Origin of the sequence: Paraburkholderia sp. BR10872 (assembly GCF_040965835.1) — a bacterium.
In the GTDB taxonomy this organism is placed as follows: Bacteria; Pseudomonadota; Gammaproteobacteria; order Burkholderiales; family Burkholderiaceae; genus Paraburkholderia; species Paraburkholderia nodosa_A.
In genome coordinates, this window is sequence record NZ_JBFRCN010000038.1 from 40,992 (window position 1) to 65,946 (window position 24,955).

The 24,955-nt window shown below is 64.6% G+C and carries 30 protein-coding genes, 1 tRNA gene, 1 pseudogene and 1 riboswitch; of the genes and pseudogenes, 15 read left to right on the forward strand and 17 right to left on the reverse strand.

From position 1 onward, the window contains the following. Positions 1-208 precede the first annotated feature (208 nt). Positions 209-895: a DedA family protein gene (locus AB4Y43_RS26380; protein WP_069262819.1), complete on the forward strand. Its 687-nt coding sequence runs from the start codon at positions 209-211 to the stop codon at positions 893-895. Between the two features lie 93 nt (positions 896-988). Here the strand turns inward: AB4Y43_RS26380 and AB4Y43_RS26385 are convergent, their stop codons facing one another. Next, the gene (locus AB4Y43_RS26385; protein ID WP_069262818.1) at positions 989-1,804 is read right to left on the reverse strand and encodes a mechanosensitive ion channel family protein; all 816 of its coding nucleotides are present in this window, start codon (positions 1,802-1,804) and stop codon (positions 989-991) included. Between the two features lie 274 nt (positions 1,805-2,078). Here AB4Y43_RS26385 and AB4Y43_RS26390 point away from each other — a divergent pair. Then, positions 2,079-2,693, forward strand: a pseudogene (locus tag AB4Y43_RS26390) (ParB-like protein); the annotation flags it as partial. Positions 2,694-2,877: 184 nt separating this feature from the next. Here the strand turns inward: AB4Y43_RS26390 and AB4Y43_RS26395 are convergent. Continuing rightward, positions 2,878-3,807 (reverse strand): LysR family transcriptional regulator, encoded by a 930-nt coding sequence (locus AB4Y43_RS26395; protein WP_368729130.1) that lies wholly within the window; start codon positions 3,805-3,807, stop codon positions 2,878-2,880. Between the two features lie 118 nt (positions 3,808-3,925). Between AB4Y43_RS26395 and AB4Y43_RS26400 the strand changes: the two genes are divergently transcribed. From AB4Y43_RS26400 to AB4Y43_RS26410, 3 genes are all read left to right on the forward strand, one after another. After that, positions 3,926-4,489: a cytochrome b gene (locus AB4Y43_RS26400; RefSeq protein ID WP_342948468.1), complete on the forward strand. Its 564-nt coding sequence runs from the start codon at positions 3,926-3,928 to the stop codon at positions 4,487-4,489. A gap of 61 nt (positions 4,490-4,550) precedes the next feature. After that, on the forward strand, positions 4,551-5,138 hold the full coding sequence (locus tag AB4Y43_RS26405) for a YceI family protein (protein ID WP_368729147.1): 588 nt from the start codon (positions 4,551-4,553) through the stop codon (positions 5,136-5,138). A 54-nt stretch (positions 5,139-5,192) separates the two neighbouring features. Further along, positions 5,193-5,783 (forward strand): YceI family protein, encoded by a 591-nt coding sequence (locus tag AB4Y43_RS26410; RefSeq protein ID WP_069262814.1) that lies wholly within the window; start codon positions 5,193-5,195, stop codon positions 5,781-5,783. Between the two features lie 107 nt (positions 5,784-5,890). Here AB4Y43_RS26410 and AB4Y43_RS26415 read toward each other — a convergent pair whose 3' ends face one another. The 10 genes from AB4Y43_RS26415 to ydfG all read right to left on the reverse strand — a co-directional run bounded on the left by AB4Y43_RS26415 (position 5,891) and on the right by ydfG (position 13,069). Then, a complete protein-coding gene (locus tag AB4Y43_RS26415; protein ID WP_368729131.1) occupies positions 5,891-6,337 on the reverse strand; it encodes a hypothetical protein in 447 nt (148 codons plus the stop codon). Between the two features lie 158 nt (positions 6,338-6,495). Then, a tRNA-Lys gene (locus AB4Y43_RS26420) sits at positions 6,496-6,571 on the reverse strand. Between the two features lie 175 nt (positions 6,572-6,746). Further along, positions 6,747-7,496 carry a tol-pal system protein YbgF gene (ybgF, locus tag AB4Y43_RS26425; RefSeq protein ID WP_069262812.1) on the reverse strand — a complete coding sequence of 250 codons (750 nt, stop codon included), beginning with the start codon at positions 7,494-7,496 and terminating at the stop codon, positions 6,747-6,749. 23 nt (positions 7,497-7,519) lie between these two features. Then, on the reverse strand, positions 7,520-8,026 hold the full coding sequence (pal, locus tag AB4Y43_RS26430) for a peptidoglycan-associated lipoprotein Pal (RefSeq protein WP_042266217.1): 507 nt from the start codon (positions 8,024-8,026) through the stop codon (positions 7,520-7,522). Positions 8,027-8,044: 18 nt separating this feature from the next. Beyond that, the gene (gene tolB / locus AB4Y43_RS26435) at positions 8,045-9,337 is read right to left on the reverse strand and encodes a Tol-Pal system beta propeller repeat protein TolB (RefSeq protein ID WP_069262811.1); all 1,293 of its coding nucleotides are present in this window, start codon (positions 9,335-9,337) and stop codon (positions 8,045-8,047) included. A 136-nt stretch (positions 9,338-9,473) separates the two neighbouring features. Continuing rightward, positions 9,474-10,460 carry a cell envelope integrity protein TolA gene (tolA, locus tag AB4Y43_RS26440; RefSeq protein ID WP_368729132.1) on the reverse strand — a complete coding sequence of 329 codons (987 nt, stop codon included), beginning with the start codon at positions 10,458-10,460 and terminating at the stop codon, positions 9,474-9,476. Then, on the reverse strand, positions 10,457-10,903 hold the full coding sequence (tolR, locus tag AB4Y43_RS26445; protein ID WP_035513412.1) for a protein TolR: 447 nt from the start codon (positions 10,901-10,903) through the stop codon (positions 10,457-10,459). The genes tolA and tolR overlap by 4 nt, the downstream gene beginning before the upstream one ends. A 24-nt stretch (positions 10,904-10,927) precedes the next feature. Further along, positions 10,928-11,605, reverse strand: coding sequence for a protein TolQ (tolQ, locus tag AB4Y43_RS26450; RefSeq protein ID WP_028205324.1), 678 nt, complete (start codon positions 11,603-11,605; stop codon positions 10,928-10,930). A gap of 154 nt (positions 11,606-11,759) precedes the next feature. Continuing rightward, positions 11,760-12,254 carry a tol-pal system-associated acyl-CoA thioesterase gene (gene ybgC / locus AB4Y43_RS26455; RefSeq protein ID WP_069262809.1) on the reverse strand — a complete coding sequence of 165 codons (495 nt, stop codon included), beginning with the start codon at positions 12,252-12,254 and terminating at the stop codon, positions 11,760-11,762. Positions 12,255-12,322: 68 nt separating this feature from the next. Next, positions 12,323-13,069, reverse strand: coding sequence for a bifunctional NADP-dependent 3-hydroxy acid dehydrogenase/3-hydroxypropionate dehydrogenase YdfG (gene ydfG, locus AB4Y43_RS26460; RefSeq protein ID WP_342948472.1), 747 nt, complete (start codon positions 13,067-13,069; stop codon positions 12,323-12,325). Between the two features lie 197 nt (positions 13,070-13,266). Beyond that, a riboswitch (ZMP/ZTP riboswitch) is annotated at positions 13,267-13,404 on the forward strand. A 160-nt stretch (positions 13,405-13,564) separates the two neighbouring features. On the opposite strand from ydfG, the gene glyA reads away from it, so the two are divergent. From glyA to AB4Y43_RS26495, 7 genes are all read left to right on the forward strand, one after another. Next, positions 13,565-14,812: a serine hydroxymethyltransferase gene (gene glyA / locus AB4Y43_RS26465; protein ID WP_069262807.1), complete on the forward strand. Its 1,248-nt coding sequence runs from the start codon at positions 13,565-13,567 to the stop codon at positions 14,810-14,812. 15 nt (positions 14,813-14,827) lie between these two features. Next, positions 14,828-15,307: a transcriptional regulator NrdR gene (gene nrdR, locus AB4Y43_RS26470; protein WP_342948473.1), complete on the forward strand. Its 480-nt coding sequence runs from the start codon at positions 14,828-14,830 to the stop codon at positions 15,305-15,307. 157 nt (positions 15,308-15,464) lie between these two features. Then, positions 15,465-16,001 carry a GspH/FimT family pseudopilin gene (locus AB4Y43_RS26475; RefSeq protein WP_069262805.1) on the forward strand — a complete coding sequence of 179 codons (537 nt, stop codon included), beginning with the start codon at positions 15,465-15,467 and terminating at the stop codon, positions 15,999-16,001. Then, positions 15,998-16,426, forward strand: coding sequence for a hypothetical protein (locus AB4Y43_RS26480; protein WP_368729133.1), 429 nt, complete (start codon positions 15,998-16,000; stop codon positions 16,424-16,426). Before AB4Y43_RS26475 ends, AB4Y43_RS26480 begins: the two co-directional genes overlap by 4 nt. 2 nt (positions 16,427-16,428) lie before the next feature. Continuing rightward, on the forward strand, positions 16,429-17,223 hold the full coding sequence (locus AB4Y43_RS26485; RefSeq protein WP_368729148.1) for a PilW family protein: 795 nt from the start codon (positions 16,429-16,431) through the stop codon (positions 17,221-17,223). 47 nt (positions 17,224-17,270) lie between these two features. Continuing rightward, positions 17,271-17,756 carry a hypothetical protein gene (locus tag AB4Y43_RS26490; protein WP_368729134.1) on the forward strand — a complete coding sequence of 162 codons (486 nt, stop codon included), beginning with the start codon at positions 17,271-17,273 and terminating at the stop codon, positions 17,754-17,756. 20 nt (positions 17,757-17,776) lie between these two features. Next, a complete protein-coding gene (locus AB4Y43_RS26495) occupies positions 17,777-18,208 on the forward strand; it encodes a type IV pilin protein (protein ID WP_368729135.1) in 432 nt (143 codons plus the stop codon). 32 nt (positions 18,209-18,240) lie between these two features. Here AB4Y43_RS26495 and AB4Y43_RS26500 read toward each other — a convergent pair whose 3' ends face one another. The 3 genes from AB4Y43_RS26500 to AB4Y43_RS26510 all read right to left on the reverse strand — a co-directional run bounded on the left by AB4Y43_RS26500 (position 18,241) and on the right by AB4Y43_RS26510 (position 19,618). After that, a complete protein-coding gene (locus AB4Y43_RS26500) occupies positions 18,241-18,708 on the reverse strand; it encodes a DUF3318 domain-containing protein (protein WP_069262801.1) in 468 nt (155 codons plus the stop codon). A gap of 15 nt (positions 18,709-18,723) precedes the next feature. Then, the gene (locus tag AB4Y43_RS26505; RefSeq protein WP_069262800.1) at positions 18,724-19,110 is read right to left on the reverse strand and encodes a phage holin family protein; all 387 of its coding nucleotides are present in this window, start codon (positions 19,108-19,110) and stop codon (positions 18,724-18,726) included. A 205-nt stretch (positions 19,111-19,315) separates the two neighbouring features. Continuing rightward, entirely contained in the window at positions 19,316-19,618 is a 303-nt protein-coding gene (locus tag AB4Y43_RS26510) for a YqjD family protein (protein ID WP_007584918.1), read from the reverse strand. 358 nt (positions 19,619-19,976) lie between these two features. Between AB4Y43_RS26510 and AB4Y43_RS26515 the strand changes: the two genes are divergently transcribed. Beyond that, a complete protein-coding gene (locus AB4Y43_RS26515) occupies positions 19,977-20,615 on the forward strand; it encodes a peroxiredoxin (protein ID WP_069262799.1) in 639 nt (212 codons plus the stop codon). A 105-nt stretch (positions 20,616-20,720) separates the two neighbouring features. Here AB4Y43_RS26515 and AB4Y43_RS26520 read toward each other — a convergent pair whose 3' ends face one another. Beyond that, positions 20,721-21,911: an acyl-CoA dehydrogenase gene (locus AB4Y43_RS26520; protein WP_368729136.1), complete on the reverse strand. Its 1,191-nt coding sequence runs from the start codon at positions 21,909-21,911 to the stop codon at positions 20,721-20,723. A 127-nt stretch (positions 21,912-22,038) separates the two neighbouring features. On the opposite strand from AB4Y43_RS26520, the gene AB4Y43_RS26525 reads away from it, so the two are divergent. Next, positions 22,039-22,839, forward strand: a complete 801-nt coding sequence (locus AB4Y43_RS26525) for an IclR family transcriptional regulator (RefSeq protein ID WP_368682207.1) — start codon at positions 22,039-22,041, stop codon at positions 22,837-22,839. 78 nt (positions 22,840-22,917) lie between these two features. On the opposite strand, the gene argF is transcribed toward AB4Y43_RS26525, so the two are convergent. Continuing rightward, positions 22,918-23,847 carry an ornithine carbamoyltransferase gene (gene argF / locus AB4Y43_RS26530; protein WP_368729137.1) on the reverse strand — a complete coding sequence of 310 codons (930 nt, stop codon included), beginning with the start codon at positions 23,845-23,847 and terminating at the stop codon, positions 22,918-22,920. 625 nt (positions 23,848-24,472) lie between these two features. On the opposite strand from argF, the gene AB4Y43_RS26535 reads away from it, so the two are divergent. Then, the gene (locus AB4Y43_RS26535) at positions 24,473-24,820 is read left to right on the forward strand and encodes a DUF3579 domain-containing protein (RefSeq protein ID WP_069262795.1); all 348 of its coding nucleotides are present in this window, start codon (positions 24,473-24,475) and stop codon (positions 24,818-24,820) included. Positions 24,821-24,955 lie beyond the last annotated feature (135 nt).

The window sequence follows — 24,955 nt, forward strand, 5'->3', positions numbered from 1 at the left end:
GAGTCGGCGCTAGCCGACCCGACGCGCTTCAGCGCCCGCGAAACCCTCATGTAGCAGCGCTTTGTGCGCAAATTCACCGAAATTGGCGGGAAATTTTCGTGGCTCACGGGCACTTTCGGTATCATGGCGCGATCAATTTGGCTTCTCGCGCAACGCAGGGCGAATGCGCTTTTTCAGGCGCGCGGCCCACGATCAATAAGGGACACTTTTGGATACGCTTCTGCAGTTCGTCAATCTTGTCTTGCACATCGACAAGTTTCTCGGTGTCTTCATCCAGCAATACGGCGGCTGGGTCTACGCGGTGCTGTTCCTGATCGTGTTCTGCGAAACCGGCCTCGTGGTGCTGCCGTTCCTGCCCGGCGACTCGCTGCTCTTCATCGGCGGTGCGTTTGCCGCGACGCATGAGATGAATCTCGGCGTGCTGATCGTGCTGCTGCTCGTGGCTGCGGTCCTCGGCAATACGGTGAACTTTCTGATTGGGCGCGCCATCGGGCCGAAAGTGTTCAATACGCACATTCCTGTGCTCGAACGCTTCCTCGACCGCGCCGCGCTGCAGAAAACCCACGAATTCTACGAACGCCACGGCGGCAAGACCATCGTGCTCGCGCGCTTCATTCCTGTCGTGCGGACGTTCGCGCCGTTCGTGGCGGGCGTCTCGCAAATGCCTATGCGACGCTTTCAGTTTTTCACGGTCACGGGCGCGCTGTCCTGGGTGTTGCTGCTCGTACTGCTCGGCTACTTCTTCGGCAACATTCCGTTCATTCGCCAGTACCTCAACGTGATCGTGCTCGTCGGCATCGGCGCGGCGATCGTGCCGATCCTGATCGGCGGCGTGTGGAAGATGCTGCGCAAGGACTCGCGCGGCGGCGCGGTGCGCAAGCCCAACGGCGGTTGAGCGTCCGGCGCCTTCGGGCCGCAACGCAAGGAAAAACGGCATCGCCTGCGAAGGCGATGCCGTTTTGTTTTGGCGCTCGCGTCGAACGCGGCGCTAGGTGCCCACGCGGCGAATGATCGAGGGCGTTTCGGGCGTCGGGTAGCCCGCGTCCTTGAAGGTCTCGACAATCGTGCGGTTGGTGTCGAAATACACCTGCCAGTAGGAGTCGTTGCTGGTGTAGGGACGTACAGCCAGCAGCGGGCCTTCGGGCGTGAACGAGAGAATCTCGACGTTGGGCGGCGGCTCCTGCGAAACGTTCGGAATTTTGGCGATGGCCGTGCGCAGACGGCTGGCGGCATCGACGGGATCGACGCCGTTGGCGATCTTCGCGGTCAGCTCTACGCGGCGCACGGGCGTCGCGCTGTAGTTCGAGATGGTGTCCGAGAAGATCTTGTTGTTGCCGACGATGTTGACCACGTTGTCCGGCGAGATGATGGTCGTGCCGAAGATGCCGAGTTCCTTCACGGTGCCCGTCACGCCCCCGGCCGTCACGAAGTCGCCCACCTTGAACGGGCGCAGCACCTGCATGAACACGCCTGCCGCGAAATGCGCGAGCAGCCCGCCCCACGCCGTACCGATGGCGAGGCCGAGACCGGCGAGGAGCGCCGCGAACGAGGTGGTCTGCACGCCGAACACCTGCAGGATCGCGAGGACCAGCAGCAGGTTCAACACGGCGGCGAGGATCGAACTGAGGTAATGCGCGAGCGTGGGATCGACGCGCTCGTTGCGCGCGAGCACCTTGCGCAGCACACCGGCGACGAGGTTGATGGCCCAGCGTCCGATGATCCACAGGACGATCGCCGCCACGACCTTGGTCCCGAAGTCGATGCCCCGGGTCATGATGAATACGCGGATGGTTTCGAGATCCAAAATGCCCTCGCTTGTGTCGTTGGTTGAGCCTGGAAGACGTGCAACTGACAGCGGCGGGAGCATGACGGGCGTGGTGGTGCGCGCCGTCTGTCCCTTGGCGCATTTATAGGCGAAGCGGCGAAAGCGTGCATCCAGCGTGCCCGCCCGTCTCAGGGTTGACCCTGCGCACGGGGCGCGCGGCGCTCGTTCGATTGAACCGGCGTGCATGGCCGTTCGGCTGTATCGTTGCGCGATCGACCCCGACATGAACCGACACTAAAACAGGAGGCCCGCCATGAACCTGCCGAACACCGATCTCCATCTCATCACCGTGAAGCTCGACGAGTTGCGTCCCACGCAGATCACAGTGGGCTTTCGGGAGGTGAACGCCAAGCGCGCGCACTGGCAGACGCTCGACAAGAAGGGGCGCGCGGCGGCCATCGACTCGCACTGGTTTCCCGCCGTGCTGGGGCCGAAGTCGCGCTACTACGTGGTCGATCATCACCACCTTGGCCGCGCGTGGCTCGAAGAGTCGGTGCAGAGCGTGCGGGTGACGGTGCTCAAGGATCTCTCATGGCTCGAGCCCACCATTTTCTGGCGCATGATGGAGCACGACCAGTGGGTGCATCCGTTCGATGCCGCGGGCGAGCGCTGCGAATTCGACCAGTTGCCGAAGCAGCTTCTCGGCCTTGCCGACGATCCGTATCGCAGCCTCGCGGGCGAGTTGCGCACGGCGGGCGGCTACGCGAAGGACACGACGCCGTTCAGCGAATTCCTGTGGGCCGACTATCTGCGCCGTAAGGTATCCGAAACGCGCCTGCGCAAGGACTTCGACGCTGCGCTCGCCGAGGCGCTATCGCACGCGCACGATGCCGACGCGCGTTATTTGCCGGGCTGGTCGGGCGTGGTGCCACCCGCGGCGGCGGCAGCGCCAGCGGCTGCGCCGGCCAAGGCGGCCAAGGCGGCCAAGGCGGCCAAGGTCAAGAAGGGCTGAAGCGGGCGGCGCACCCTACATCGCCAGGGGCAGACTCAGGCGTGCGCGGGCTTGCGTTCGTACAACCCGCACGCGCTTCGCTCCCGCGCCAGTTCAGCGTTCAGCGCGCGTCGGGCAACGGCGCCTGCGGCGGCGTACCTTGCGTGAGGTAGTGGCAGAGCCACTCGCTGGCGGGGCCGCGCGCCGCGTCGGTGCGATGGATCAGCGAGATGTTGTAGTTCACCGAGCGCCGGTCCGCGAGCGCGACGCGCACGAGCCGACCGGCTTCGAGATCGGCTTCCACGAGGTGCTTCGGCATCGACCCCCAGCCGAGGCCCGCGAGCAGCAGCCGGTGCTTGGCGCCCAAGTCGCCGAGTTTCCACGCGCGATTGCTGTACACGCCGAAATTCTGGCCCTCGGTAAGGCGGCTGCGGTCGGTGAGCACCAGCTGCGTGTGCTCGCGCGCATCCGAAATGCGCACGGGTTGCTCCGCCTTGGCGAGCGGATGGCAGGGGGCGGCCACGAGCACGAGTTCCACGGTGCCGATGGACTGGGCTTCGATCACGTGCGGCCAGTTGTGGTTCGGCCCGCTGATCCCCACCGCGCAGTCGCCGTCGAGCACGAGCTTGAGCACGCCGCCAAGCGCTTCCATGGTGAGATTCAGCGCGACGGTGGGAAACGTGAACGCGAACGCCTGCAGGGCCTCGATGAGCCGCTGCGACGGAAACATCACGTCCACGGCCAGCGAAACCTCGCCCTCGAGCCCCCTCTGCAGGCCGGCCGCCTTGGCGTTAAGCTGACCCATGAGCAGATCGAGGCGGCGCGCGTCGGCGAGGATCGCGCGGCCCGCGGCCGTGAGTTCCGGCTTGCGCTTGCCGCGCTCGAACAGCGCGACGCCCAGCAGCGCCTCGAGATTGGCGATCGTATAGCTGACCACCGACTGCGCGCGGTCGAGCTGGCGCGCCGCCGCCGAGAAGCTGCCGGTTTCGGCGACGGCGATCAGCGCGCGCAGCTGCTCGAGGCTAGGGGAGCGGTCCGAGGTGCGGTCCACGAGGTACGGTCCTTTTCGATCTATCGAAAAAATGGATGATAACCATCCATTTTAGACGATTGTTTGAATAGGTTTGGCCGGGTAAAGTGCACACCTCGAATAATGGAGTCGTATGCCGATGAACCCCACCGTCAAGCCCGCCGGCCGCTATAACGGCGTTGCCATGCTGCTGCACTGGCTGATCGCCGCGCTGATCGTCTGGGGCTTTGCGCTCGGCTGGGTCATGACCGACATTCCGGGCATCACGCCCACGAAGCTGCGCTACTTCTCGTGGCACAAGTGGATTGGCGTGACCGTGCTCGCGCTCGTGCTCGTGCGCATTCTCTGGCGCGTGACGCACACCGCGCCCGCGCTGCCCGGATCCATGCATGGCTGGGAACGGCTCGCCGCGCACCTGGGCCATACCGCGCTTTACGTGCTGATGGTCGCGATTCCGGTCACGGGATATCTCTACAGTTCGGCGGCCGGCATTCAGGTCGTGTACCTCGGCATCTGGCCGATGCCCGTGCTGATCGGCCCCGACACCGCGCTCAAGGGCGTGCTGCGCGTCGTGCATATCTCGCTGAACTACACCCTGCTCACCGTGGTCGTGCTGCACGTGCTCGCCGTCATCAAGCACCAGTTGATCGACCGCCAGAACATCCTCTCTCGCATGCTGCCGTTCGGCACGCCGCGCGAATGACTTCGCGGCGCGCATGCGCCATCTCCATTTCCCGATACCTTCCACCTTGGACCGACTGCCCATGATCCAGCGTCTTGCCCATACTGCTTCCGTCGTCGCGCTCGGCGCGGCGCTCGCCGCCGGCGCGGCACTTGTCACGACCTTCGCCACGAACGCCAACGCCGCGGCCGAAGCCGCGAAGAACTCCGTGAGCGCCGTGTTCAAGCAAATGAATGTGCCGGTCGAAGGGCGCTTCAACCACTTCACCGCCGACGTGCGCTTCGATCCGGCGAACGTCGCGGCATCGAGCGCGAAGCTCGACGTCGAGGTGGCGAGCTTCGACCTCGGCGCGCCGGAATACAACACGGAAGTCGCCGGCGACGAATGGTTCGACGCTTCGCATTTCCCGCACGCGACCTTCGTCTCCACGCAGATCAAGCCCGCCGCGAACGGCGCGTTCACGGTGACCGGCAAGCTGACCATCAAGGGCAAGACGACCGACGTCGTCGTGCCGGTGCAGTACCGCAAGGACGGCGCCACCCAGGTGTTCGACGGCACACTGCCGATCAAGCGTCTCGCTTACGGCATCGGCTCGGGCGAGTGGAAGGACACCTCGATCGTCGCCGACGACGTGCAGATCAAGTTTCACATCGTGTCCGCCGCGCACTGACGCGCGTACGGCACCGCTTTTTCATCCCGTTTCTCCCGCACCAGGAATCGATTCATGAAGACCACGATTTTCGCCGCGGCCGTTGCCGCCTCGCTCGCAGCCTTCGTCGCCACGCCGGCGCTCGCAGCCGCCACGACCTATAACCTCGACCCGATGCACACCTATCCGAGCTTCGAAGCCGATCACTTCGGCGGCGTCTCGGTGTGGCGCGGCAAGTTCACGAAGAGCTCGGGCACGGTCACGCTCGATCGCGAGGCGAAGACGGGCACGGTGGACGTGACGATCGACGCATCGTCGATCGATACCGGCAACGCGAAGCTCGACAAGCACGTGAGCTCGGCCGAATTCCTCGACACCGCGAAGTTCCCGACGGCCACCTACAAGGGCACGTCGATCCGCTTCGAAGGCGACAAGCCCGTGGAAGTGATCGGCACGTTCACGCTGCATGGCGTGACCAAGCCGCTGAACCTGAAGATCGACTCGTTCAAGTGCTTCCAGAACCCGATGCTCAAGCGTGAAGTGTGCGGCGCGGACGCATCGGCGCAATTCGACCGCGCGGACTACGGCGTGAACTGGGGCCAGTCGTATGGCTTCAAGACGGCGACGACGCTGCAGATCCAGGTCGAAGGCGTCAAGGCGGACTGAGTTTGCGCGCGGCATGGGCCGCGCGTCGCTCGATGCGAAAAAGCCCGTGCGCTGTCAGGCGCGCGGGCTTTTTTGTTGCGGGAAGCGATAAGGATGACGAAGTGTCGTCAGTGGATCGGCGACGTTGCGTGCGTGCCGCGCGGCGACAGCGCGACGTCGACGACGTGCGAATGCCAGATCCCGCAGGTGGCCTTCACGGGCACCCAGGCGTACTTGCCGCGGACCTTGGCGAAGGCGCGCAGATGGACCAGTGTGTCGATGGACGGGGCAGGCGTAAGTGCGTCGCTCGCGACGGGCGTGGGCGTGGCATTCGCGGGCGCGGGCTGCTCGATTTTCGCCGAGAGCGCGCGCCGATCGGGCACGAGCAGCGAATCGTAACGCTGCGCCTTATGCACCCACTGGTCGAGCGCGGCAACGCAATTGACGACGGCGTCCGGCACGCGTATGCGGCGCAGGTATGCGTAGTCTTCGGGTTGCGGTTGAATTTGCGCCTGAACGCGCAGACTGAGCCAGAAAAGCGCGAGCAGGGCGCAGGCAAGGGTCGTGAACTTCATGATGACGTGGCCTGTGCAGCGGGGATGGGACGGCGGGGGAGGGAGTATACATGCTGGACGCATGCTCGCGCGCCGAGTCACTCAAGACGCTTGAGCCTGCGCCGTACGCTGCAAAGCAAAAAGCCCAGTCCGGAGACTGGGCTTTTTGCTTGATGCTTTGGTAGGCCGTACGGGATTCGAACCTGTGACCAACGGATTAAAAGTCCGCTGCTCTACCAGCTGAGCTAACGACCCAAAAGAGAAGCGGGATTATAGCGGCGTCTGGTCAACGCGTCAACTTTTGCCGTCATAAAACCGATGGAAGCGCCCGGAGCACGCCGTGCCCCGGGCCTTCCCTGTATGCGAGAGGCGCATTTCGCGGCATTGGCATTAGCCAGCGCCACGTCACGCCAAAACCATTCAGCAGCGCTTATTTGAGCTGTGAAAGCTTGCTCTGCGCCGTCTGGGCGACATCCGAGTTGCCGTATTGCGAAACGACCTGCTCGAGCGTGCGTTTGGCCGCAGCCTTTTGCCCCTGCTCGATCTGATTGTTTGCAATGGCCAGCAGTGCCTCGGGGGCACGCGGGTGTTGCGGGTATTTGTTGACGACGTTCTGCCACGTCGCGGTCGACCCCTTGTAGTCCTTCAGCGCATAGAGCGCGTTGCCGAGCCAGTACTGCGCGGTCGGCTGGTAAGGACTCTGCGGGAACTTCGCGATGAAGCTACGGAACGATGCCGCCGCGTTCTTGAAGTCGCCGTTGCGGAACTGCTGCGAAGCGGCGTTGAACGCGTCCATCTCACCCGGCTGAACCGTGCCTTGCATGCCGTCCACGGTCTCCTGCTGCGGCTCGAACTTCTTGAGTCGCGTGTCGAGATCCGTGTAGTAGTCCTTCTGTTGCTTCTGCAGGGTCGCCAACTGGTTCGCCATATCCTCGTTCTGTCCGCGCAACGTCGCGACCTGCTGGTTGAGCTGGTCGAGGTGGTTGGACTGGTCGAGGATCGTGCGTTGAGCGGCGGACAGCTGGCTGGACAGGCTGTCCGTTTTCGCGCGCAGGTCGAGAATCGCCTGGCGCGCCTGATCGTCATCGAAGATACCCGCGTGGGCCGGCAGCGCCGCAAAGGCGACGCCAGCCACGCAAGCGGCTGCGGCTACGCGCAGCGGGGAGAAACGGTGCGACATACGCCCCTTCATCCAATGCTCAATTACTGTTGATACACGAGGTCAGCACGGCGGTTCTGCGCCCACGATGCTTCGTCGTGGCCCGTTGCGACCGGCTTTTCCTTACCGAGGCTGACGGCTTCCATTTGCGAATCGGGCACGCCCATCAGCGAGAGGGCGCGACGGACCGCTTCAGCACGCTTTTGACCCAGCGCCAGGTTGTATTCGCTCGTGCCGCGCTCGTCGGTGTTGCCCTGGATCAGGACGTGACGTTCCGGGTGCGTCTTGAGGTACTGTGCGTGAGCTTGCAGCAGCGACTGGTAGTCGTCCTTGACGGCGTAGCTGTCGAAATCGAAGTACACGCTGCGCTTGGCGAGCGGGCTGTTCGGATTGTTCAGCTCATCGACGTTCACCTGGGCGACCGCGTTCGGGTTCGGCTGGGTGTTCATCGCACCGGCGTTCGGGTTCGTTTCCTTGACACCCGACTTACACGCTGCCAGTGCACCGATCATCAAGACGGCCAAGGCCAGGCGTACTTTCTTCGACATCATTATTTCTCTCCTGAAGTGTTATTGCATAAAAGGACCCCAGGACGGCTCGCGTACGCTGCCGCCCTGAACGGACAGGATTTGCCGCGTACGACCGTCGGTCGATACAGCAGCCAGCACGCCACGGCCGTTCACCTGTGTGGCGTAAAGAATGTACTGACCGTTCGCCGCGAAGCTGGGCGACTCGTCATGTGTCGTGTCAGTGAGCGCCGTGGCGACACCGGACTGCAGATCTTGAATGTACAGCTTAAATCCGCCGCCCGTGCGTGAGATGTACGCCAGTTGCTTGCCGTCCGGGCTGGCCTTCGGGCTCGTATTGTAGTTGCCGGTAAACGTCACACGCTGTGCCGCTGCGGCGCTTTCGCCCTGGGCCGGCATCTTGTAAATCTGAGGCTGGCCGCCGCGGTCGCTCGTGAAATAAATCCAGCGTCCGTCAGGAGAGTAGTTGGGTTCGGTGTCGATCGTCGTGCCTTGCGTGAGGCGGTGCAGGCCGGAGCCGTCGGCATTGACGGCGAAGATCTGCGTGTTGCCCGTGCGCGACAATGCTACTGCGAGCGTGCGGCCGTCGGGAGACCAGGCCGGCGCCGAATTGTTGCCCTTCTGGTCCGAAATGATCACGCGGCGACCCGTCGGCAGGTCGTGCACGTAGACGATCGGCTTCTTCTTTTCGAAAGATACGTAAGCGACCTTGGTGCCGTCGGGCGACCAGGCCGGCGAGATGATCGGCTCGGGGCTCGACAGCGCGATATGCGCGTCTTGTCCATCGGAGTCCGAAACCTGCAGCTGGAAGCGGCCGCCCGTCTTGATCACGTATGAAAGACGCGTGGCGAACACGCCGCGATCGCCGAGCAGCTTCTGATAGATGTAGTCCGCAACCTTGTGCGCGCTCATGCGCAGGCCGCTTGCCGGGCTCGTGAGCACGAGGCCGCCGAGGCTTTCGCCCTTCACGGTGTCGTAGAGCTTGAAGCGCACTTCGTACTGGCCGTTGGCGAGCTTGTTCACGCTGCCCGCAACGAACGCGTTGGCGCCCTTGGCCTTCCAGCTGCCGAGGTCGACGGAGTCGTTTTCCGAGATCGGTGCGCTGCCGGCATCGATATTCGTAAATTTCCCGCTGCGTTGCAGGTCGGCGCGCACGATGGCCGCGACCTGCTCGGGCGAATTCGCTTCACCGGCAAAGTTAGCCGTGGCGATGGGGAACTGGGTGGAGCCCACGCCGGTGACGAGGACGTTGAGTTGTGCGTTCGCCGCGCCGCCCGCCGTGATCAGGCAGGACGCGACGAGGGTTCGCAGGCCAAGCTTCGTCATCAATGTCATGCTGTGATATTTCCTGAAAAAAGCAATTTTGTCATAACACGCAACAGCAGACTGACCCGAAAACGTTCGAATCGTTCCTTATTAGCCACTGTTGCGCGGCGGCTTTCCTCAACCTTTCTGCGCCTTGCGCTCGCCATCAACCAGCCGGGCGCAAGGTGATCTTGAAGCTCGAAGGCGCCTTGCCGTCGGTATCGACCGGCATCGGATCCGAGCGCTGAACTGCCCGCAACGCGGCGTCGTCCCACGACGCGTTGCCGCTGCTGCGCGAGATCGTCGCCGAAAGCAGCGTGCCGGTCGGCGAGCAACGCACCGCGATCTCTGTTTCGAGACCCGACGTTTCGCCCGCCCACACGATGTTCGGACGCACGCGGCGGCGCACCTTGTCGGCGTAGCCCGGCGACGTCGCGTTGCCGCCCGAGCCGCTGCCCGTGCCGCTCTTCGCGAGACCGTTGCCGCTCGTACCTTCGCCGCCGCCCATCGAGCCTTGCATCTGCGCGATGCGAGCGCGGCGTTCCGCGTCGAGCTTCTTCGCCTGGGCGTCGGCTTGCGCCTTCGCCTTGGCCGCCTTCTCGGCGTCGGCCTTCTTCTGCGCGTCGAGCTTCGCCTGCTTCTGCTGCTCTTCTTCCTGCTGCTGCTTCTTGAGCGCGTCCTGCTGCTGCAGCTGCTTTTGCTTCTCCGCCGCGGCTTGCTGCTGTTCCTGCTGCTGCTTGAGCTTTTCGGCCTTCTGCTGCGCGGCCTGCTGGACCGCGAGCTGCTGACGCTTCGCTTCGGCTTCCTGCTGGGCTTTCAGACGCTGCTGCTGCTCGGCCAGTTGCGCCTCGCGCTGCGCTTCCTGCTGCTTACGCTTTTGCTGTTGCAGCGCAATGTCGGCTTCCTCGGTTTGAGGCGGCGGCGGGGCAGGGGCGACCGGCGCGGGCGGCGGCAGCGGCTTCGGTGTCGACAGGTCCGGCACCTCGGTCCACAGTTCCGCCTCTTCACCCGCCGGCGTGCTGTTCTGCCAGCGGATGCCGTGATAGAGGAACAGACCGAGCAGCACGTGCATGAGCACCGCGAGGGCGATAGCACGTCCCGTGCCACGCTCTCGCGGAGGCTGCAGCGGATACGAATCGTTCTTGCGGATCATTGCGATTTGACGAGCAGTCCGACACGTTTGACGCCATGCGACTTCAGGTCGGACATCACGTTCATCACCGTCTCGTATTTGACGGACTTGTCGGCGGCGATCACGACGGGCTGGTCGGGATGGCTCTGCTCGCGATCGGCGACGAAGCCGTTGAGATCGGCGCGCGTCATGGTCTGTTGCTGCGTGGCGCCGGAGTCATCCTTGTAGCGTACGCTCAGATTGCCGTCGGGGCGAATATTGACCACGACGGGCGGCACCTGCTGCTGCTGCGACGCGCCGCCGACGGTCGGCAGGTTGACAATGGACGGCGCCACGAGCGGCGCGGTCACCATGAAGATCACGAGCAACACCAGCATCACGTCGATGTACGGCACGACGTTGATGTCGGCCATCGCACGGCGCGAGCGGCTGCCTCGCATGCTCGAACGGACTGAGCCTCCCATCTTCGACTCCTTGCTTCGTGAAGATTAGTGGGCCTGACGCTGCAGGATGTTCGAAAACTCTTCGATGAAGGTTTCGAAGCGGATCGCCAGACGGTCGATGTCGTGTGCGTAGCTGTTATACGCGACCACCGCCGGAATGGCGGCGAACAGACCGATCGCGGTCGCCGTCAGCGCTTCGGCGATGCCGGGCGCGACGTTCGCGAGCGTTGCCTGCTGCACGTTCGCGAGACCGCGGAACGCGTTCATGATCCCCCAGACCGTGCCGAAAAGACCGATGTACGGACTCACCGAGCCGACCGAAGCGAGGAACGAGAGGTTCGCCTCGAGCGCATCCATTTCGCGCTGGAAGGCGGCGCGCATCGCGCGGCGGGCGCCGTCGAGCACGAGGCTCGGATCGTTCAGGCGCTTCTCTTTCGCCTTCAGGAATTCGCGCATGCCCGACTCGAAGATACGCTCGAGCGCGCCGATCGTGTGACGGTTGTTGGCTGCGCTCTGGTAGAGCGCCTGCAGGTCGCCGCCTGACCAGAAGTCGCGCTCGAAGCGCTCTGTCTGGGACCGCGCCCGGCGGATCGCAAACCACTTGCGGAAGATGAAAGTCCAGGAAATCAGCGACATGAGCAGAAGAAGCCCCATCACCGCCTGTGCCAGTATGCTCGCATTAAGAACGAGAGAAATGATCGACAGATCTTGTGTAGTGTTCATATAGGTTCGTTGTGACGTCCCGAAAGGGCCGAGCGGCTGCAAGACAACGCAAGGCTTCCCGTAGGCGGTTGGGAAGTTCTCGTGCCGTCGCGGCCGAACCCTGCTTGGTCCTGCATTGACCGGCGCGAGTTCACTGGCGTCGTATCAACGGTAATTACTGCACTGCCGTTGACACGGCGTACAGGTCTTTCTGGGGTCCACGTTGCAAGGCTTCATGAACGGGGGCCGGAATGGGTGCGGGCCGCATGGCCGTGCTGTCGACGCAGGCAACGCGAATGGTGCCCGTGGCGAGCAGCGTGTTTTCGCGCCACGCTTCCTGCATGAAGTCGACCGAGGCGCGGCCCAGCTTCTCGACGCGGCTGACGGTGGTGACGACGTCGTCGAGGCGCGCGGGCGAACGGTAGTCGAGCGCGGTGCTGCGTACGACGAAGAGCACGCCCGTTTCCTCGGCGAGCCGACGCTGATCGACGCCGCACGCGCGCAGCCATTCGGTGCGCGCGCGTTCGAAGAACTTCAGGTAATTCGCGTAAAACACGATGCCACCGGCGTCGGTGTCCTCGTAGTAGACGCGCACCGGCCACGTAAAGCCGCGCCCGGCCGGTGACGACGCCGCGTCCGGCTTGCTGGTGGAATTTTCCATGCCGCGCATTCTACCGGAACGCGAGGCCCCTACGTCTTTCGTACGACTGACGTAAGTATTAAATTTGTAAGGTATTTTTAGCCGCGGTGGATACTGGTACCGGCGAATGTCTGGGCAACGGGCATCAGTTCGATCGTGTTGATGTTGACGTGCGCGGGGCGCGTGGCGATCCAGTAGATCGAATCGGCGATGTCCTCGGCCGTGAGCGGCTGCACGTCCTTGTAGACGCTGGCTGCCCGGGTGTCGTCGCCGCGAAAGCGCACGTTCGAGAACTCGGTGCCGCCGCACAGGCCCGGCTCGATGTCGGTCACGCGCAGTGCCGTGCCCGCGAGGTCAGCGCGCAGGTTCAGGCTGAACTGACGCACGAACGCCTTGGTCGCGCCATAGACGTTGCCCCCCGCATACGGCCAGCGGCCCGCCACCGAACCGATATTGAAAATGTGGCCGCGGTTGCGCTCGACCATGCCGGGCAAGAACGCGTGAGTGACCTGCACGAGACCGGTGCAGTTGGTGTCGATCATGGTTTCCCACTCGTCGAGGTCGGCCTTCTGTGCCGGCTCCACGCCGAGCGCGAGGCCGGCGTTGTTGACCAGCACGTCGATGCCGGCGAACCCGGGCGGCAGCGCGCCGGGCGCGGCTTCGACCGCCGCGCGGTCGCGCACGTCGAGCTCGATGGGCAGGAGTGCGTCGCCGAGTTCGGCGGCGAGGGCGTCGAGGCGGTCCTTGCGGCGAGCCGTGGCGACGACGCGATGTCCGCCCTTCACGAAGGCGCGAGCGATGGCGGCGCCGAATCCTGCGGACGCGCCGGTGACGAAAACGATCATGGTGGCTCTCTGGTCGGTAGAAGGCGGGAAAAGGGGAGAGCCTACTTGCAATGCCGCATGGCGGCAAGAAAGGGACAGTACGCGCGCGGATCGCATGGCCGGCGCCGCCGCACGGCGCGTCGCAGCCCGCGGGACGCCCGAGCGCACCGGGGGCGGGCGGTTGCCTATTCCCTGCCGTTCCAATAAACTAACGCGCTCAATCCCTGCGTGACTGGCGATAGGGTTCCGAAATGGCGGCATTGGCGGTAGCCATGCGCTCGTTATTGGGGACTCAAGGTGGAACGACCCACCGTGAAGCGCAGGGTGCCGTTTTGCCGTTCGCCTGGGCAGCCTGATTTCGCGCGCTTTCGTTTGCGCTGCGGGGGCTGTCCTGCCTCGCGTGTGCGGCACCTCGTTCCGCCACGTCAAGGCTGGCCTCTTCGCCAGCAGCGCCGCGTACCCGCTACGCGTTCCGCGCGAGACCCGGTCAACCTGAACACACTTAACGGAATCCGTATGTTTGACAGAGCCGAAAGCACCATCGCCAACGTCGATCCCGAACTCTTCAAGGCGATCGAACTCGAGAACCGCCGCCAGGAAGAGCACATCGAGCTCATCGCGTCGGAAAACTACACCTCGCCCGCGGTCATGGCCGCGCAGGGTTCGCAGCTCACCAACAAGTACGCCGAAGGCTACCCCGGTAAGCGCTATTACGGCGGCTGCGAAAACGTGGATATCGTCGAGCAGCTCGCGATCGACCGCGTGAAGCAGCTGTTCGGCGCCGAAGCCGCGAACGTTCAGCCGAACTCGGGCTCGCAGGCCAACCAGGGCGTGTTCTTCGCCGTGCTCAAGCCGGGCGACACCATCATGGGCATGAGCCTCGCCGAAGGTGGTCACCTCACGCACGGCATGGCGCTGAACATGAGCGGCAAGTGGTTCAACGTCGTGAGCTACGGCCTCGACGCCAAGGAAGACATCGACTACGACGCGCTCGAAAAGCGCGCGCACGAAACCAGGCCGAAGCTGATCATCGCCGGTGCGTCGGCTTTCGCACTGCGTATCGACTTCGAGCGCATCGCCAAGGTTGCCAAGGCGGTTGGCGCGTACTTCATGGTCGACATGGCGCACTACGCCGGTCTGATCGCCGCGGGCGTCTACCCGAACCCGGTGCCGCACGCCGACTTCGTCACCACGACCACGCACAAGAGCCTGCGCGGACCGCGCGGCGGTGTGATCCTGATGAAGGCGGAGTTCGAGAAGCAGATCAACTCGGCCATCTTCCCGGGCATTCAGGGCGGTCCGCTCATGCACGTCATTGCCGGCAAGGCCGTGGCGTTCAAGGAAGCGCTCTCGCCGGAATTCAAGACCTACCAGCAGCAAGTGGTCGACAACGCCCGCGTGTTGGCGGAGACGCTGGTCAAGCGCGGTCTGCGCATCGTTTCCGGCCGCACGGAAAGCCACGTGATGCTGGTGGACCTGCGCGCGAAGAACATCACCGGCAAGGCGGCGGAAGCCGTGCTGGGCACCGCGCACATCACGGTCAACAAGAACGCGATCCCGAACGACCCGGAAAAGCCGTTCGTGACGAGCGGTATCCGTCTCGGTTCGCCGGCCATGACGACGCGCGGCTTTGGCGTGAAGGAAGCCGAGCAGGTCGGCAACCTGATCGCCGACGTGCTCGACAATCCGGAAGACGCCGCCACGATCGAGCGCGTGAAGGCGCAGGTCGCCGAGCTGACGAAGCGTTTCCCGGTTTACCGCTAAGCCGCGCGATAACCCATGCGCTGCCCCTTCTGCCGGCACGAAGACACGCAGGTCGTCGACTCGCGCGTGTCCGAAGACGGCGCCGCGATCCGGCGCCGCCGCCGCTGCCCGGCCTGCGACAAGCGTTTCACGACGTACGAGCGGGTCGAGCTGGCGATGCCTTCGATCGTCAAGAAGGATGGCAGCCGCACGGAATTCGACCGCCGCAAGATCATGGCGAGCATGCAACTGGCGCTGCGCAAGCGCCCGGTTGCGGCCGATGCGATCGACGCGGCGGTTGCCCGTATCGAGGACCAACTGCTCGGCAGCGGCGAGCGCGAAGTGCGCAGCGAGCGCCTTGGCGAGCTCGTCATGGGCGAATTGCGCGAACTCGACAAGGTGGCGTTCGTACGGTTTGCTTCGGTGTACCGACGCTTCGAGGACGTCTCCGAATTCGAAGACGTGATCGAGGAATTCCGCCGCGCGGGCGCCAACAACCCCGCGAAAAAGCGCTGAGCGCATTCCCATTTTTCTTCCCTCCTGCCAGGCCGCTGTCGTAACGCTTGCATTCTCGCGAGCCGACGTTGCGCGCACCAGCTAGCCGTTCGGCTAATTGTTTCGTTTCGTTTTCGTCCGTAGATTGATGGCAATCCGCTCGAACTAAGGATTGCTCATGAAGTCCGGAGGATTCACGCTCATTGAGACGATGGTCGTCATCGTCCTGCTAGCGATCTGCGCAACGGTTTCCACGCCTGTTTTCACCGCGTGGCGCGTGCGCGATCAGGTCGACGCGCGCGCCAACGCCATGCTCGGCACGCTCGCCTATGCACGCAACGAGGCCATACGGCGCAAGGCGCGCGTCACCGTTTGCCGCGTCGACGCCGCGCGCCATTGCCTCGAGGCGGCCAAAGCGTGTCCGTCCGGAATTGCCGACTGGTCCTGTGGCTGGGCCGTCATGATCGAGCGCGCCGGAGCGTCTATCCCGTTGCGCATCCAGCCGGCGCTCGATGCGATCTCCGTGGCGTCGGGCCTCACCGCCATCACGTTTTCGCCGCCGGCGGGGCAGACCATCGGCAGCTTGCGCAACTTCGAGATTGCCCCGCGGGTCCCGTCGGCGGCACAACGCGGTGCGGGCTGGCGTCGCTGCATACGCATCGCACAGGGGGGCCGGGCACGCATCAGCGACGGCGCATGCACGGGGGCGTCATGAGCCGGGTGAGCGAGCGCGGCGAGCGCGGGTCGACGCTGCTGGAGGTCGCCATTGCGCTCGGCATCATGGCGATGTGCGGGCTCGGCCTGATGAGCACCCAGCTCGGGCTGGCCCGGCACGCGCAACTGGCAGCGGCGCGCGAGCGTGCGGCCTTTGCCGCTGACGCCGTGGCCGAAGCGGCGCGCGTGGCGCGGGCAACGCCCGCCACGACCGATCGATGGCAGGCGCTGGCGGCGAGCGTCGTGCCCGAAGGGCGGCTGACCATGTCGAGCGCGGGCGGCGACGCATCGATCGCGTCCGTGAGTTGGGCGGCGACACCGCTCGGCGCAGCCTCGGGATCGACGCCGGTTTCGCGGGTTGCGCGGTGTCTCGATGCCACGGCTTCCGCCGGGCGCGCCTGCGTCGCCCTGGCGTTTCTGCGATGAACATGCGCTGCGCCCACGGGGTCCAGCAGGCGGGCCACACGCTGCTCGAACTGACGATCGCCGTGGCGCTGGGGCTCGTGGTGACGCTTGGCGCGCTCTCGGCTTATCGCACGCAGCGCCTGGCATACGCGCAGGCGAGCGACGCTGCGCGCATCCACGAGGCCGGCATGAATGCGTTGATGCTGATCGGCGAGCAGATTCAGATGGCCGGTTTTGTTTCGGCGGACGCACGCTCGCCGCTTGCCGGCGCCGCGATCTTCGGCTGCTCGGCGGGGAGCCCGAGCGGTACCGATGCGGCGCTTGCCTGCGCGCTGCTGCCGAGCCGCTCCGACGGGTTGGCCGTGCGCTATCAAGGCGACAGTGTATCGACGTGGCCCGCCGCAAACGGCCAGGTTACCGACTGCCTCGGGCAGGGGGTTGGTATGGGGAGCGTGGAAATCGTGAACCGGTATTATGCCGCGGCGGCGAGCCACACGACTCGCGAAAGCGAGCTTTACTGCGCGGGCTCCGGCAAGGTCGGCAAGCCACAGCCGCTCGTCGAGGGCGTCGAGCGTTTGCGCCTGCGCTACTGGACGGCGGGCGCGGCGCAGGCGGTCGACGCTTCGGCGCTCGCTCGCGATCAGTGGGCGTCAGTCGTCGCGGTCGATCTGTGCGTGCTGGTGCGCGGAGCGGCCTTTGCGCGGCGCACGCGCTACGTCGATTGCGATGGCGTGCAGGCGCTCGGCGCGGATGGGCGAGCGCGGCAAGCGTTCTGGCGGCACATCGTGCTGCGTAACGTTTTGCCGGCAGCGTCATGAAAATGAGCCTGCGCGGGAAGCGTCGCACACTGGCCACGGCTCGCGGCATGGCGCTCCCAGTCGTGCTGCTTGTCGTCGCGATGATGCTCGCGACCTCGGCGGCGTGGTTCGAGGCCGCGCTGCTGGCGCGGCGCAACGCGGATGCCGTCGCCGATCATCTGCAGGCCTTCCATGCCGCCGACGCCGCGCTCGTGTTGTGCTCGCGTGCGCTGACGAATGGCTCGCTGGCCCCACCAGCGGCGGCCACGCAGTCAGGCGAGCCGCAAGCCTGGCGGCGGCAGGACAGCTTCGAGCGGCAGACAGTTGCGCCCCTTGCTGCGTGGCCGGGGTCTGTGCGCACGCCGCAATGCCTCGTCGAGGCCTGGCGCATCGATAGCCGTCCGCTGGCTCGCGCGTATCTCGTCACGGCGCGAGGGTTCGGCGCATCGGAAGACACGCAAAGCTGGCTGCAGGACCAGTTGGTCATCGAAGCCGAGGGCGACGCGACACGCGTCGAGCATCACTGGCGCAACGTCGTCGCGAGGCCCTTTTGACGAGGCAAACGGGAGGTAAGGTGAAGAGCAACCGGTACAACGCGTTCACACTGCTCGAACTGGTCATCGCGCTGGCGGTGGCCGCCATCGTCGCCGCCTTCGCGATGCCGGGGTGGAGCGCGCAGATCGCGCGGGGACATCGCATCGACGCCGTGGCCGCGCTCTATCGCGCAGCGCAACTCGTCGATACGCAGAGCGCGTCGATGGCACTTTTGCCCACTGGGTTCGACCAGGCTCCGCCGACGGGAACGCCCGTCTACCGCCTGCGTCTCATGCCCGCCGACGATTCCAGCGGCGGCTACGCCCTCGTAGCCGATCCGGTGGAAGCCGGGCCGATGCGTGGCGATGCGTGCGGCGCCTTCGTACTCGACGCAACCGGCGCGCGCAGCAATCGTGCTGCAGGCAGCGGCGTTGTCCCGGCGGCTACGCAGATGTGCTGGAGGGACCGGTGAACGGCCTGGAGGGCTGCCGCGGGCGGCGGTGATCAGCCGGTGAGGTCGTCTTCGTCGGACTTGTCGCGGGCAGGCCGGTTCGCAGAGGTGCCGCGCTGGCGCCGCACCTGCTGCCAAACGCGATACGCTTCCCACGCCGTAAAAGCGAGGCCGCCCCACTTGATGACGGGGCGCGCAGCCGAGACGATGCTCGTACGCAGCGGCTTTGCCACGATGAGCGAGATGAGCGAACTGACCAGCGGATATTCCTTGAGCAGGCTGCCGAGGCCGGAAGCCACGCCGCCGCCTGAGCGACTGAATCCGGGCACGACGAACCGCAGCCAGCTGAAGTTCGTAACCGTCGCGCGGATGTCGACGAGCGCTTCGGCCATTTCGGCACGCTCGACGCTCGCTCGCACGAGCAGCAATTCCTTGCGCAGGGCGCGCAGCTGCGGCGTCGAGAGATCGTGCGCGCGGCCGCGGCGGGGGCGAAAAGCAGTGTCCGGTCGAGGTTGATTCATGGCGTCGGCTCGCGGCTAGGGGTTGCGCAGGGCGTCTCGGTCTTTCTCGAATTCCTCGAGCGTCGCCTGGAAGACGAGTGGCGCGGTGTGCAGCCCGCGGCGCGCCTTCAGGCCGCAGAAAATGGCCGCGATCGCGTAGACGACCGTGAGACCGGCGAGCGCCTCCCAGCGGTACGTGTCCCAGAAGGCGATGGCCACGAGCGCCGTGAGCGCGATCAGGGCAAGCATCGCGAACATCATCCCCGCGAGGCCAAGAAAGAGCACGCCGATGAGGCGGTCCTTCTCCTCGGCGAGTTCGATGCCGATCAGTTCTAGCCGCGTCTGTAGCATCGCGGACGCGGAGCCGAGCAGTCGGCGCAACGGCCCGTGTTCGTGTCGCTGCGAGTGGGTGTCTGTCGTCATGGCGATGGCAGGTGGCGCAGGCGGATGCCCGAGCAATGCGCAAGAAAAAACGCAACAAAAGACAGCGGGCTGAATTGCCCGGCGAGACCAAGCGGTGCGGTGGGCCGCGCCAACGAAAAGCCGTCAGGCAAGCGCTGCCAGCGCCTGGTCGAGCGCGCCGCGCGAGGGGCCCGGAGCCCACTCGCGTAGCGCGGCGAGCGCTGCTTTATTTGCGGTTGATCAGCAATCCGACCAGCACGCCCACGCCGGCGGCGATCCCGATCGACGCCCACGGATGCTCGTGGACATAGTCGTCGGTGGCGCGGGCCGCTTTCTTGCCTTTCTCGACCACGACCACCTGGACGTCGGCGGCCTTCTCTTTTGCCTGCTTCAGACGCGAGAGTGCCGTTTCGCGCAATTCCGAAGCGCGCTCACCCGTAGCGCTCGCAGCCTGCTTGAGCAGGTCCTCTGCGTCCGCGAGGACGGTTTTGATATCGGACATCAGCCTCTCCTTGTTGACTTCTGACATTGACTGGCTCCCATCGTGTCACATCACGCGTGAATCGTAACAAAGATACGGGCGCTGGCAAGCATGACGCGCCGCCACGACCTGCGAGTTCGCACGATCCGTTCCCGCGAGCGTGTATGGACGGGGCTCTGGATCCCGCTCACAAATAATCGCGAGGTGAGTCATTGATTTGATCCGGCACCTAAAGTTTCCTCCAATCGGCTCAAAATTACAAAAACTCATACCGGTGTGAGCCGATGTTCGTTCGCGGGGCGCAACCTGGGCCTGTATGCTTGAGTGTTGTAAACGTCTACTGGATCAACGGGCAGCGCGCGCCGGTTCGATCAAACCCGTTCACTTCGTTCAGAGGAACCGCACCATGAGTCTACGTCTTGGCGATATCGCACCCGACTTCGAGCAGGATTCGAGCATTGGCCGCATCAAGTTTCACGAGTGGCTCGGCAATAGCTGGGGCGTGCTGTTTTCACACCCGGCCGACTTCACGCCGGTCTGCACGACCGAGCTTGGCCTGACCGCCAGGCTCAAGGACGAATTCGAGAAGCGCAACGTGAAGACGATTGCGCTTTCGGTGGATAGCGCCCAGTCGCACAACGAGTGGATCAAGGACATCAACGAGACGCAAGCCGCTAACGTCGGCTTCCCGATTCTCGCGGACGGCGACCGCAAGGTGTCCACGCTGTACGACATGATCCATCCGAACGCGAATGAGACGCTCACTGTGCGCTCGCTCTTCGTGATCGACCCGAACAAGAAGGTGCGCCTCATCATCACCTATCCGGCGAGCACGGGCCGCAACTTCGACGAGGTGCTGCGCGTGATCGACTCGCTGCAGCTCACCGACAACTATCAGGTCGCGACGCCCGGCAACTGGAAGCAGGGCGACGACGTCGTGATCGTGCCGTCGCTGAAGGACGAGGAAGTCCTCAAGCAGAAGTTCCCGAAGGGCTACAAGGCCCTGCGTCCGTATCTGCGCATGACACCGCAGCCCAACAAGTAAGCCGTTCGGCCAGCGTCCGCGTCACGGGCGCCGAAACAGAAACGCCGCACGAAACGAATCGTGCGGCGTTTTTTCATGCGCCGGCGAAGCCGGGCAGGGCGGCGATCAGAAGAACGCCTGAATGCCCGTTTGTGCGCGGCCGAGGATCAGCGCGTGGATGTCGTGCGTGCCTTCGTACGTGTTCACCACTTCGAGATTCACGAGGTGGCGCGCCACGCCGAACTCGTCGGAAATGCCGTTGCCGCCCAGCATGTCGCGGGCGAGACGCGCGATGTCGAGCGACTTGCCGCACGAGTTGCGCTTCATGATCGACGTGATCTCGACGGCCGCCGTGCCTTCGTCCTTCATGCGGCCAAGACGCAGGCAGCCCTGCAGCCCGAGCGTGATTTCCGTTTGCATGTCGGCGAGCTTCTTCTGGATCAGCTGGTTCGCGGCAAGCGGGCGGCCGAACTGCTTGCGGTCGAGCACGTACTGGCGCGCGGTGTGCCAGCACGATTCCGCGGCGCCGAGCGCGCCCCAGGCAATGCCGTAGCGCGCCGAGTTCAGGCAGGTGAACGGACCGCGCAGGCCCTTCACGCCCGGCATGAGGTTTTCTTCCGGCACGAACACTTCGTCGAGCACGATTTCGCCGGTGATCGAAGCGCGCAGACCCACCTTGCCATGGATAGCCGGCGCCGACAGACCCTTCCAGCCCTTCTCCAGAATGAAGCCGCGGATGTCGTCCTTGCCGTCTTCTTCGAGCTTCGCCCAGACGACGAAAACATCGGCAATCGGCGAGTTCGTGATCCACATCTTCGCGCCCGAGAGCGCGTAGCCGCCGTTCACCTTCTTCGCACGCGTGACCATGCTGCCCGGGTCCGAGCCGTGGTTCGGCTCCGTGAGGCCGAAGCAGCCGATCCATTCGCCGCTCGCGAGCTTGGGCAGGTACTTCTGCTTTTGCGCTTGCGAGCCGAATTCGAAGATCGGCACCATCACGAGCGACGACTGCACCGACATCATCGAGCGATAACCGGAGTCGACGCGCTCCACTTCGCGCGCGATCAGGCCGTACGCCACGTAATTGAGGCCGGGGCCGCCGTATTGCTCGGGAATCGTCGGGCCGAGCAGGCCGACTTCGCCCATCTCGCGGAAGATCGAGGCGTCCGTCTTCTCGTGGCGGAACGCTTCCAGCACGCGCGGCGCGAGCTTGTCCTGGGCATACGCGGCGGCGGCGTCGCGCACCATGCGCTCCTCTTCGGTGAGCTGCTGGTCGAGCAGAAGCGGGTCTTCCCAATGGAACTGGGCGTGTGCGGCCATGGTGTCTCTCCTTTCCTCAAATCCTTGAAATGGGCAAATTTGCGCTTGACGCGAGTTCCGCTATGCGGAACAATGTTTTGCAAATTGACTTTAGTGTAGCACCAGGGCATCCATGTCTGCATCCGGAATGACTACGACTTCCTCTTTTTCTGCTTCGCTGGCCGAGGGGCCGATCGACGAGCGCAAGTTCGTCGTAGCGCTCGCCCGCGGGCTCGACCTGCTGCGCGCATTCCGTCCCGGCGAGACGCTGCTCGGCAACCGCGATTTCGTGGAGCGCACGGGCCTGCCCAAGGCGACCGTGAACCGGCTCGCATACACGCTCACCGTGCTCGGTTATCTGCGCTTTGACGAATCGCTAGGCAAATATGCGCTCGACGCCGGGGTGCTGTCGCTCGGCTTTGCGCTGCTTTCCGGCACGGACACGCTCGAACTCGCCCGCCCGCATATGCGCGCATTCGCGCGCGAGGTGGGCGCCGCGGTGTCGCTGGGGTGCCGTGACGGCCTGGACGTGATCTATCTGGAGACGATCCGCAGCGAGACGGCGCTCACGCTCGGCCTCGCGTCGGGCTCGCGGCTCTCGATGCTGACGAGTTCGATGGGCCGCGCGTATCTGGCCGTGCAGCCCATCGATGTGCGGATGGCGTTGTTCGCGGAACTGGAGAAGGCAGCGGGCGCCGAAGGGCCGGCGTTGGTTGCGGCCGCGAAACACGAGATCGAGGTGTTCGGCAAGGAGGGGTGCTGCTATTCGTTTCGCGACTGGCACGAAGACGTCAACGCGGTGGCGGTGCCGTTTCGCGAGCCGCGTGAGCGTCGCTGGCTCGTGCTCAGCTGCAGCGGGCCGGCTTCGTCGATGGGCCCCGAGGTGTTTCGCGAGCGCGTGGCGCCGCTTCTGAAGTCGCTGGCGCGCCGTCTTGGTGAAACGGTCTGATGAACGAGGCGCGCGCCGCAGCGCGCACAAAAAAGCCGACTTTCAGGTCGGCTTTCTTCTTGGTGATGTGCGCGAGGCTCAGTGGTTCAGGCGGCCGAGCAGCAGGAACTCCATGAGCGCCTTCTGCACGTGCAGGCGGTTTTCCGCCTCGTCCCAAACCACGCTCTGCGGGCCGTCGATCACCTCGGCGCTCACTTCCTCGCCGCGGTGCGCGGGCAGGCAGTGCATAAAAAGCGCATCGGCGTTGGCGCGGGCCATCATCGGCGCGTCCACGCACCAGTCGGCGAAGGCCTGCGTGCGCGCTTCGTTTTCGGCCTCGAAGCCCATGCTGGTCCAGACGTCGGTCGTGACGAGGTCGGCGCCGTCGCAGGCGTCGTGCGGGTCGTCGAACACTTCGTAGAACGGTTTGCTTTCCGGCGCGACCAGCGCCGGATCGAGCGGATAACCCGGCGGCGTGGAGATGCGCAGCTTGAAGCCGAGGATCTGCGCAGCTTCGATCCACGTGTAGAGCATGTTGTTGGCGTCGCCGACCCACGCCACGGTCTTGCCGCGGATCGGACCGCGGTGCTCGTAGTACGTGAAGATGTCGGCCAGCACCTGGCAGGGGTGGTACTCGTTCGTGAGACCGTTGATGACCGGCACGCGCGAGCTTTCGGCGAAGCGCTGCAGGATGTCCTGGCCGAATGTGCGGATCATGATGATGTCGACCATGCGCGAGATGACCTGCGCCGAATCTTCGATCGGCTCGCCGCGGCCGAGCTGCGTGTCGCGCGTGTTCATGAACACCGCGTGGCCGCCCAGCTGGAAGATACCCGCTTCGAACGAGAGGCGCGTGCGCGTGGAACTTTTCTCGAAGATCATCGCCAGCGTGCGGTCGTGCAGCGGGTGATAGGTCTCGTAGTTCTTGAACTTGCGCTTCAGGATGCGCGCACGCTCCAGCACATATTCATATTCGTCAAGGGAGAAATCCTTGAACTGCAGGTAATGGCGTATGGTCCGGGAGGTCATGAAACAAAAACGGCGCCCGATCCGGCCTCGAACTACAGGATTGGGCCGGCGACGCCGCTGCGGTTGGTGGTAAGTCAAAGCAGCATAAAGGATTTTGCGCATTTTGACGAGCTGCCCAAAATATAGGCAGGGCGCCCCGGCGTACGGTGGGTGGCACTTTTGCGACGGCTTTCGTGCCTGTTTTGCGGGCAGCGCGAGAGCCCGGATCCAGCCTTTCAAGTGCCTTGTGTGCACTGCGTCAAAACGGTCAGTGCGCTATAATCCCAGAGATTTCTTAGGCACGACAAACGGGCCCTGAACGTGTGTGACGGCAAGGTGGCAACACCTCGCGGCCGCGCCAGGCAAGCCCGCTGGAGCGGCCTGTGCGCCGACTGGCAGTGCGCCGCGAAATCGTCCTGTCGATCCCGTTGCGAGACCTGCTTGCGACACGCGTCGGCGGCGATGATCGAGACTTTACGCCAGGCGGGATGCGCGGCAGCCGTTTCCTATCCATCGGACTGTCCATGCGTGTGGCGGCGGGCGACCCCCGCGGCCGGCGTTCCGCGGTACCCGCGCGGGCGCAGCGCTCGTGCCGCCGTTACACGCTGCAAACGCACCCAGCAGCTACACACACAGGTACTCCTGCATGGCCGACGAAGCTCCAACCGAATACTTCATTCAAGGCATCACCAGCGCGGGGAAGAAGTTTCGTCCGAGTGACTGGTCGGAGCGCCTCGCCGGGGTGATGTCGAGCTTTGGTCCGAAAGCGTCGGCCAATGCTCGCGGCCCGAATGCGTATCTGCGCTACTCGCTCTATGTGCGCCCGACGATGATCGGCGACCTCAAGGTCGTCGTGCTGGACTCGCGCCTGAAGGACATCGAGCCCATGGCCTTCAATTTCGTGATGAACTTCGCGAAGGACAACGACCTCGTCGTGACCGAGGCGTGCGAACTGCCTCACGACCACGCCACGCAGCAAGCCAACGTGCGCTGACGGCGCGGCGCAGGCAACGGACGGACCCGCCTCGGCGGGTTTTTTTGCGCCCGACAGAAACAAAAAACCCGCCGAGGCGGGTTTTTTGTGGTGCAGCTCAAAGAGGGGATGCCAGCCGTGGCCGGCAATCCGGAT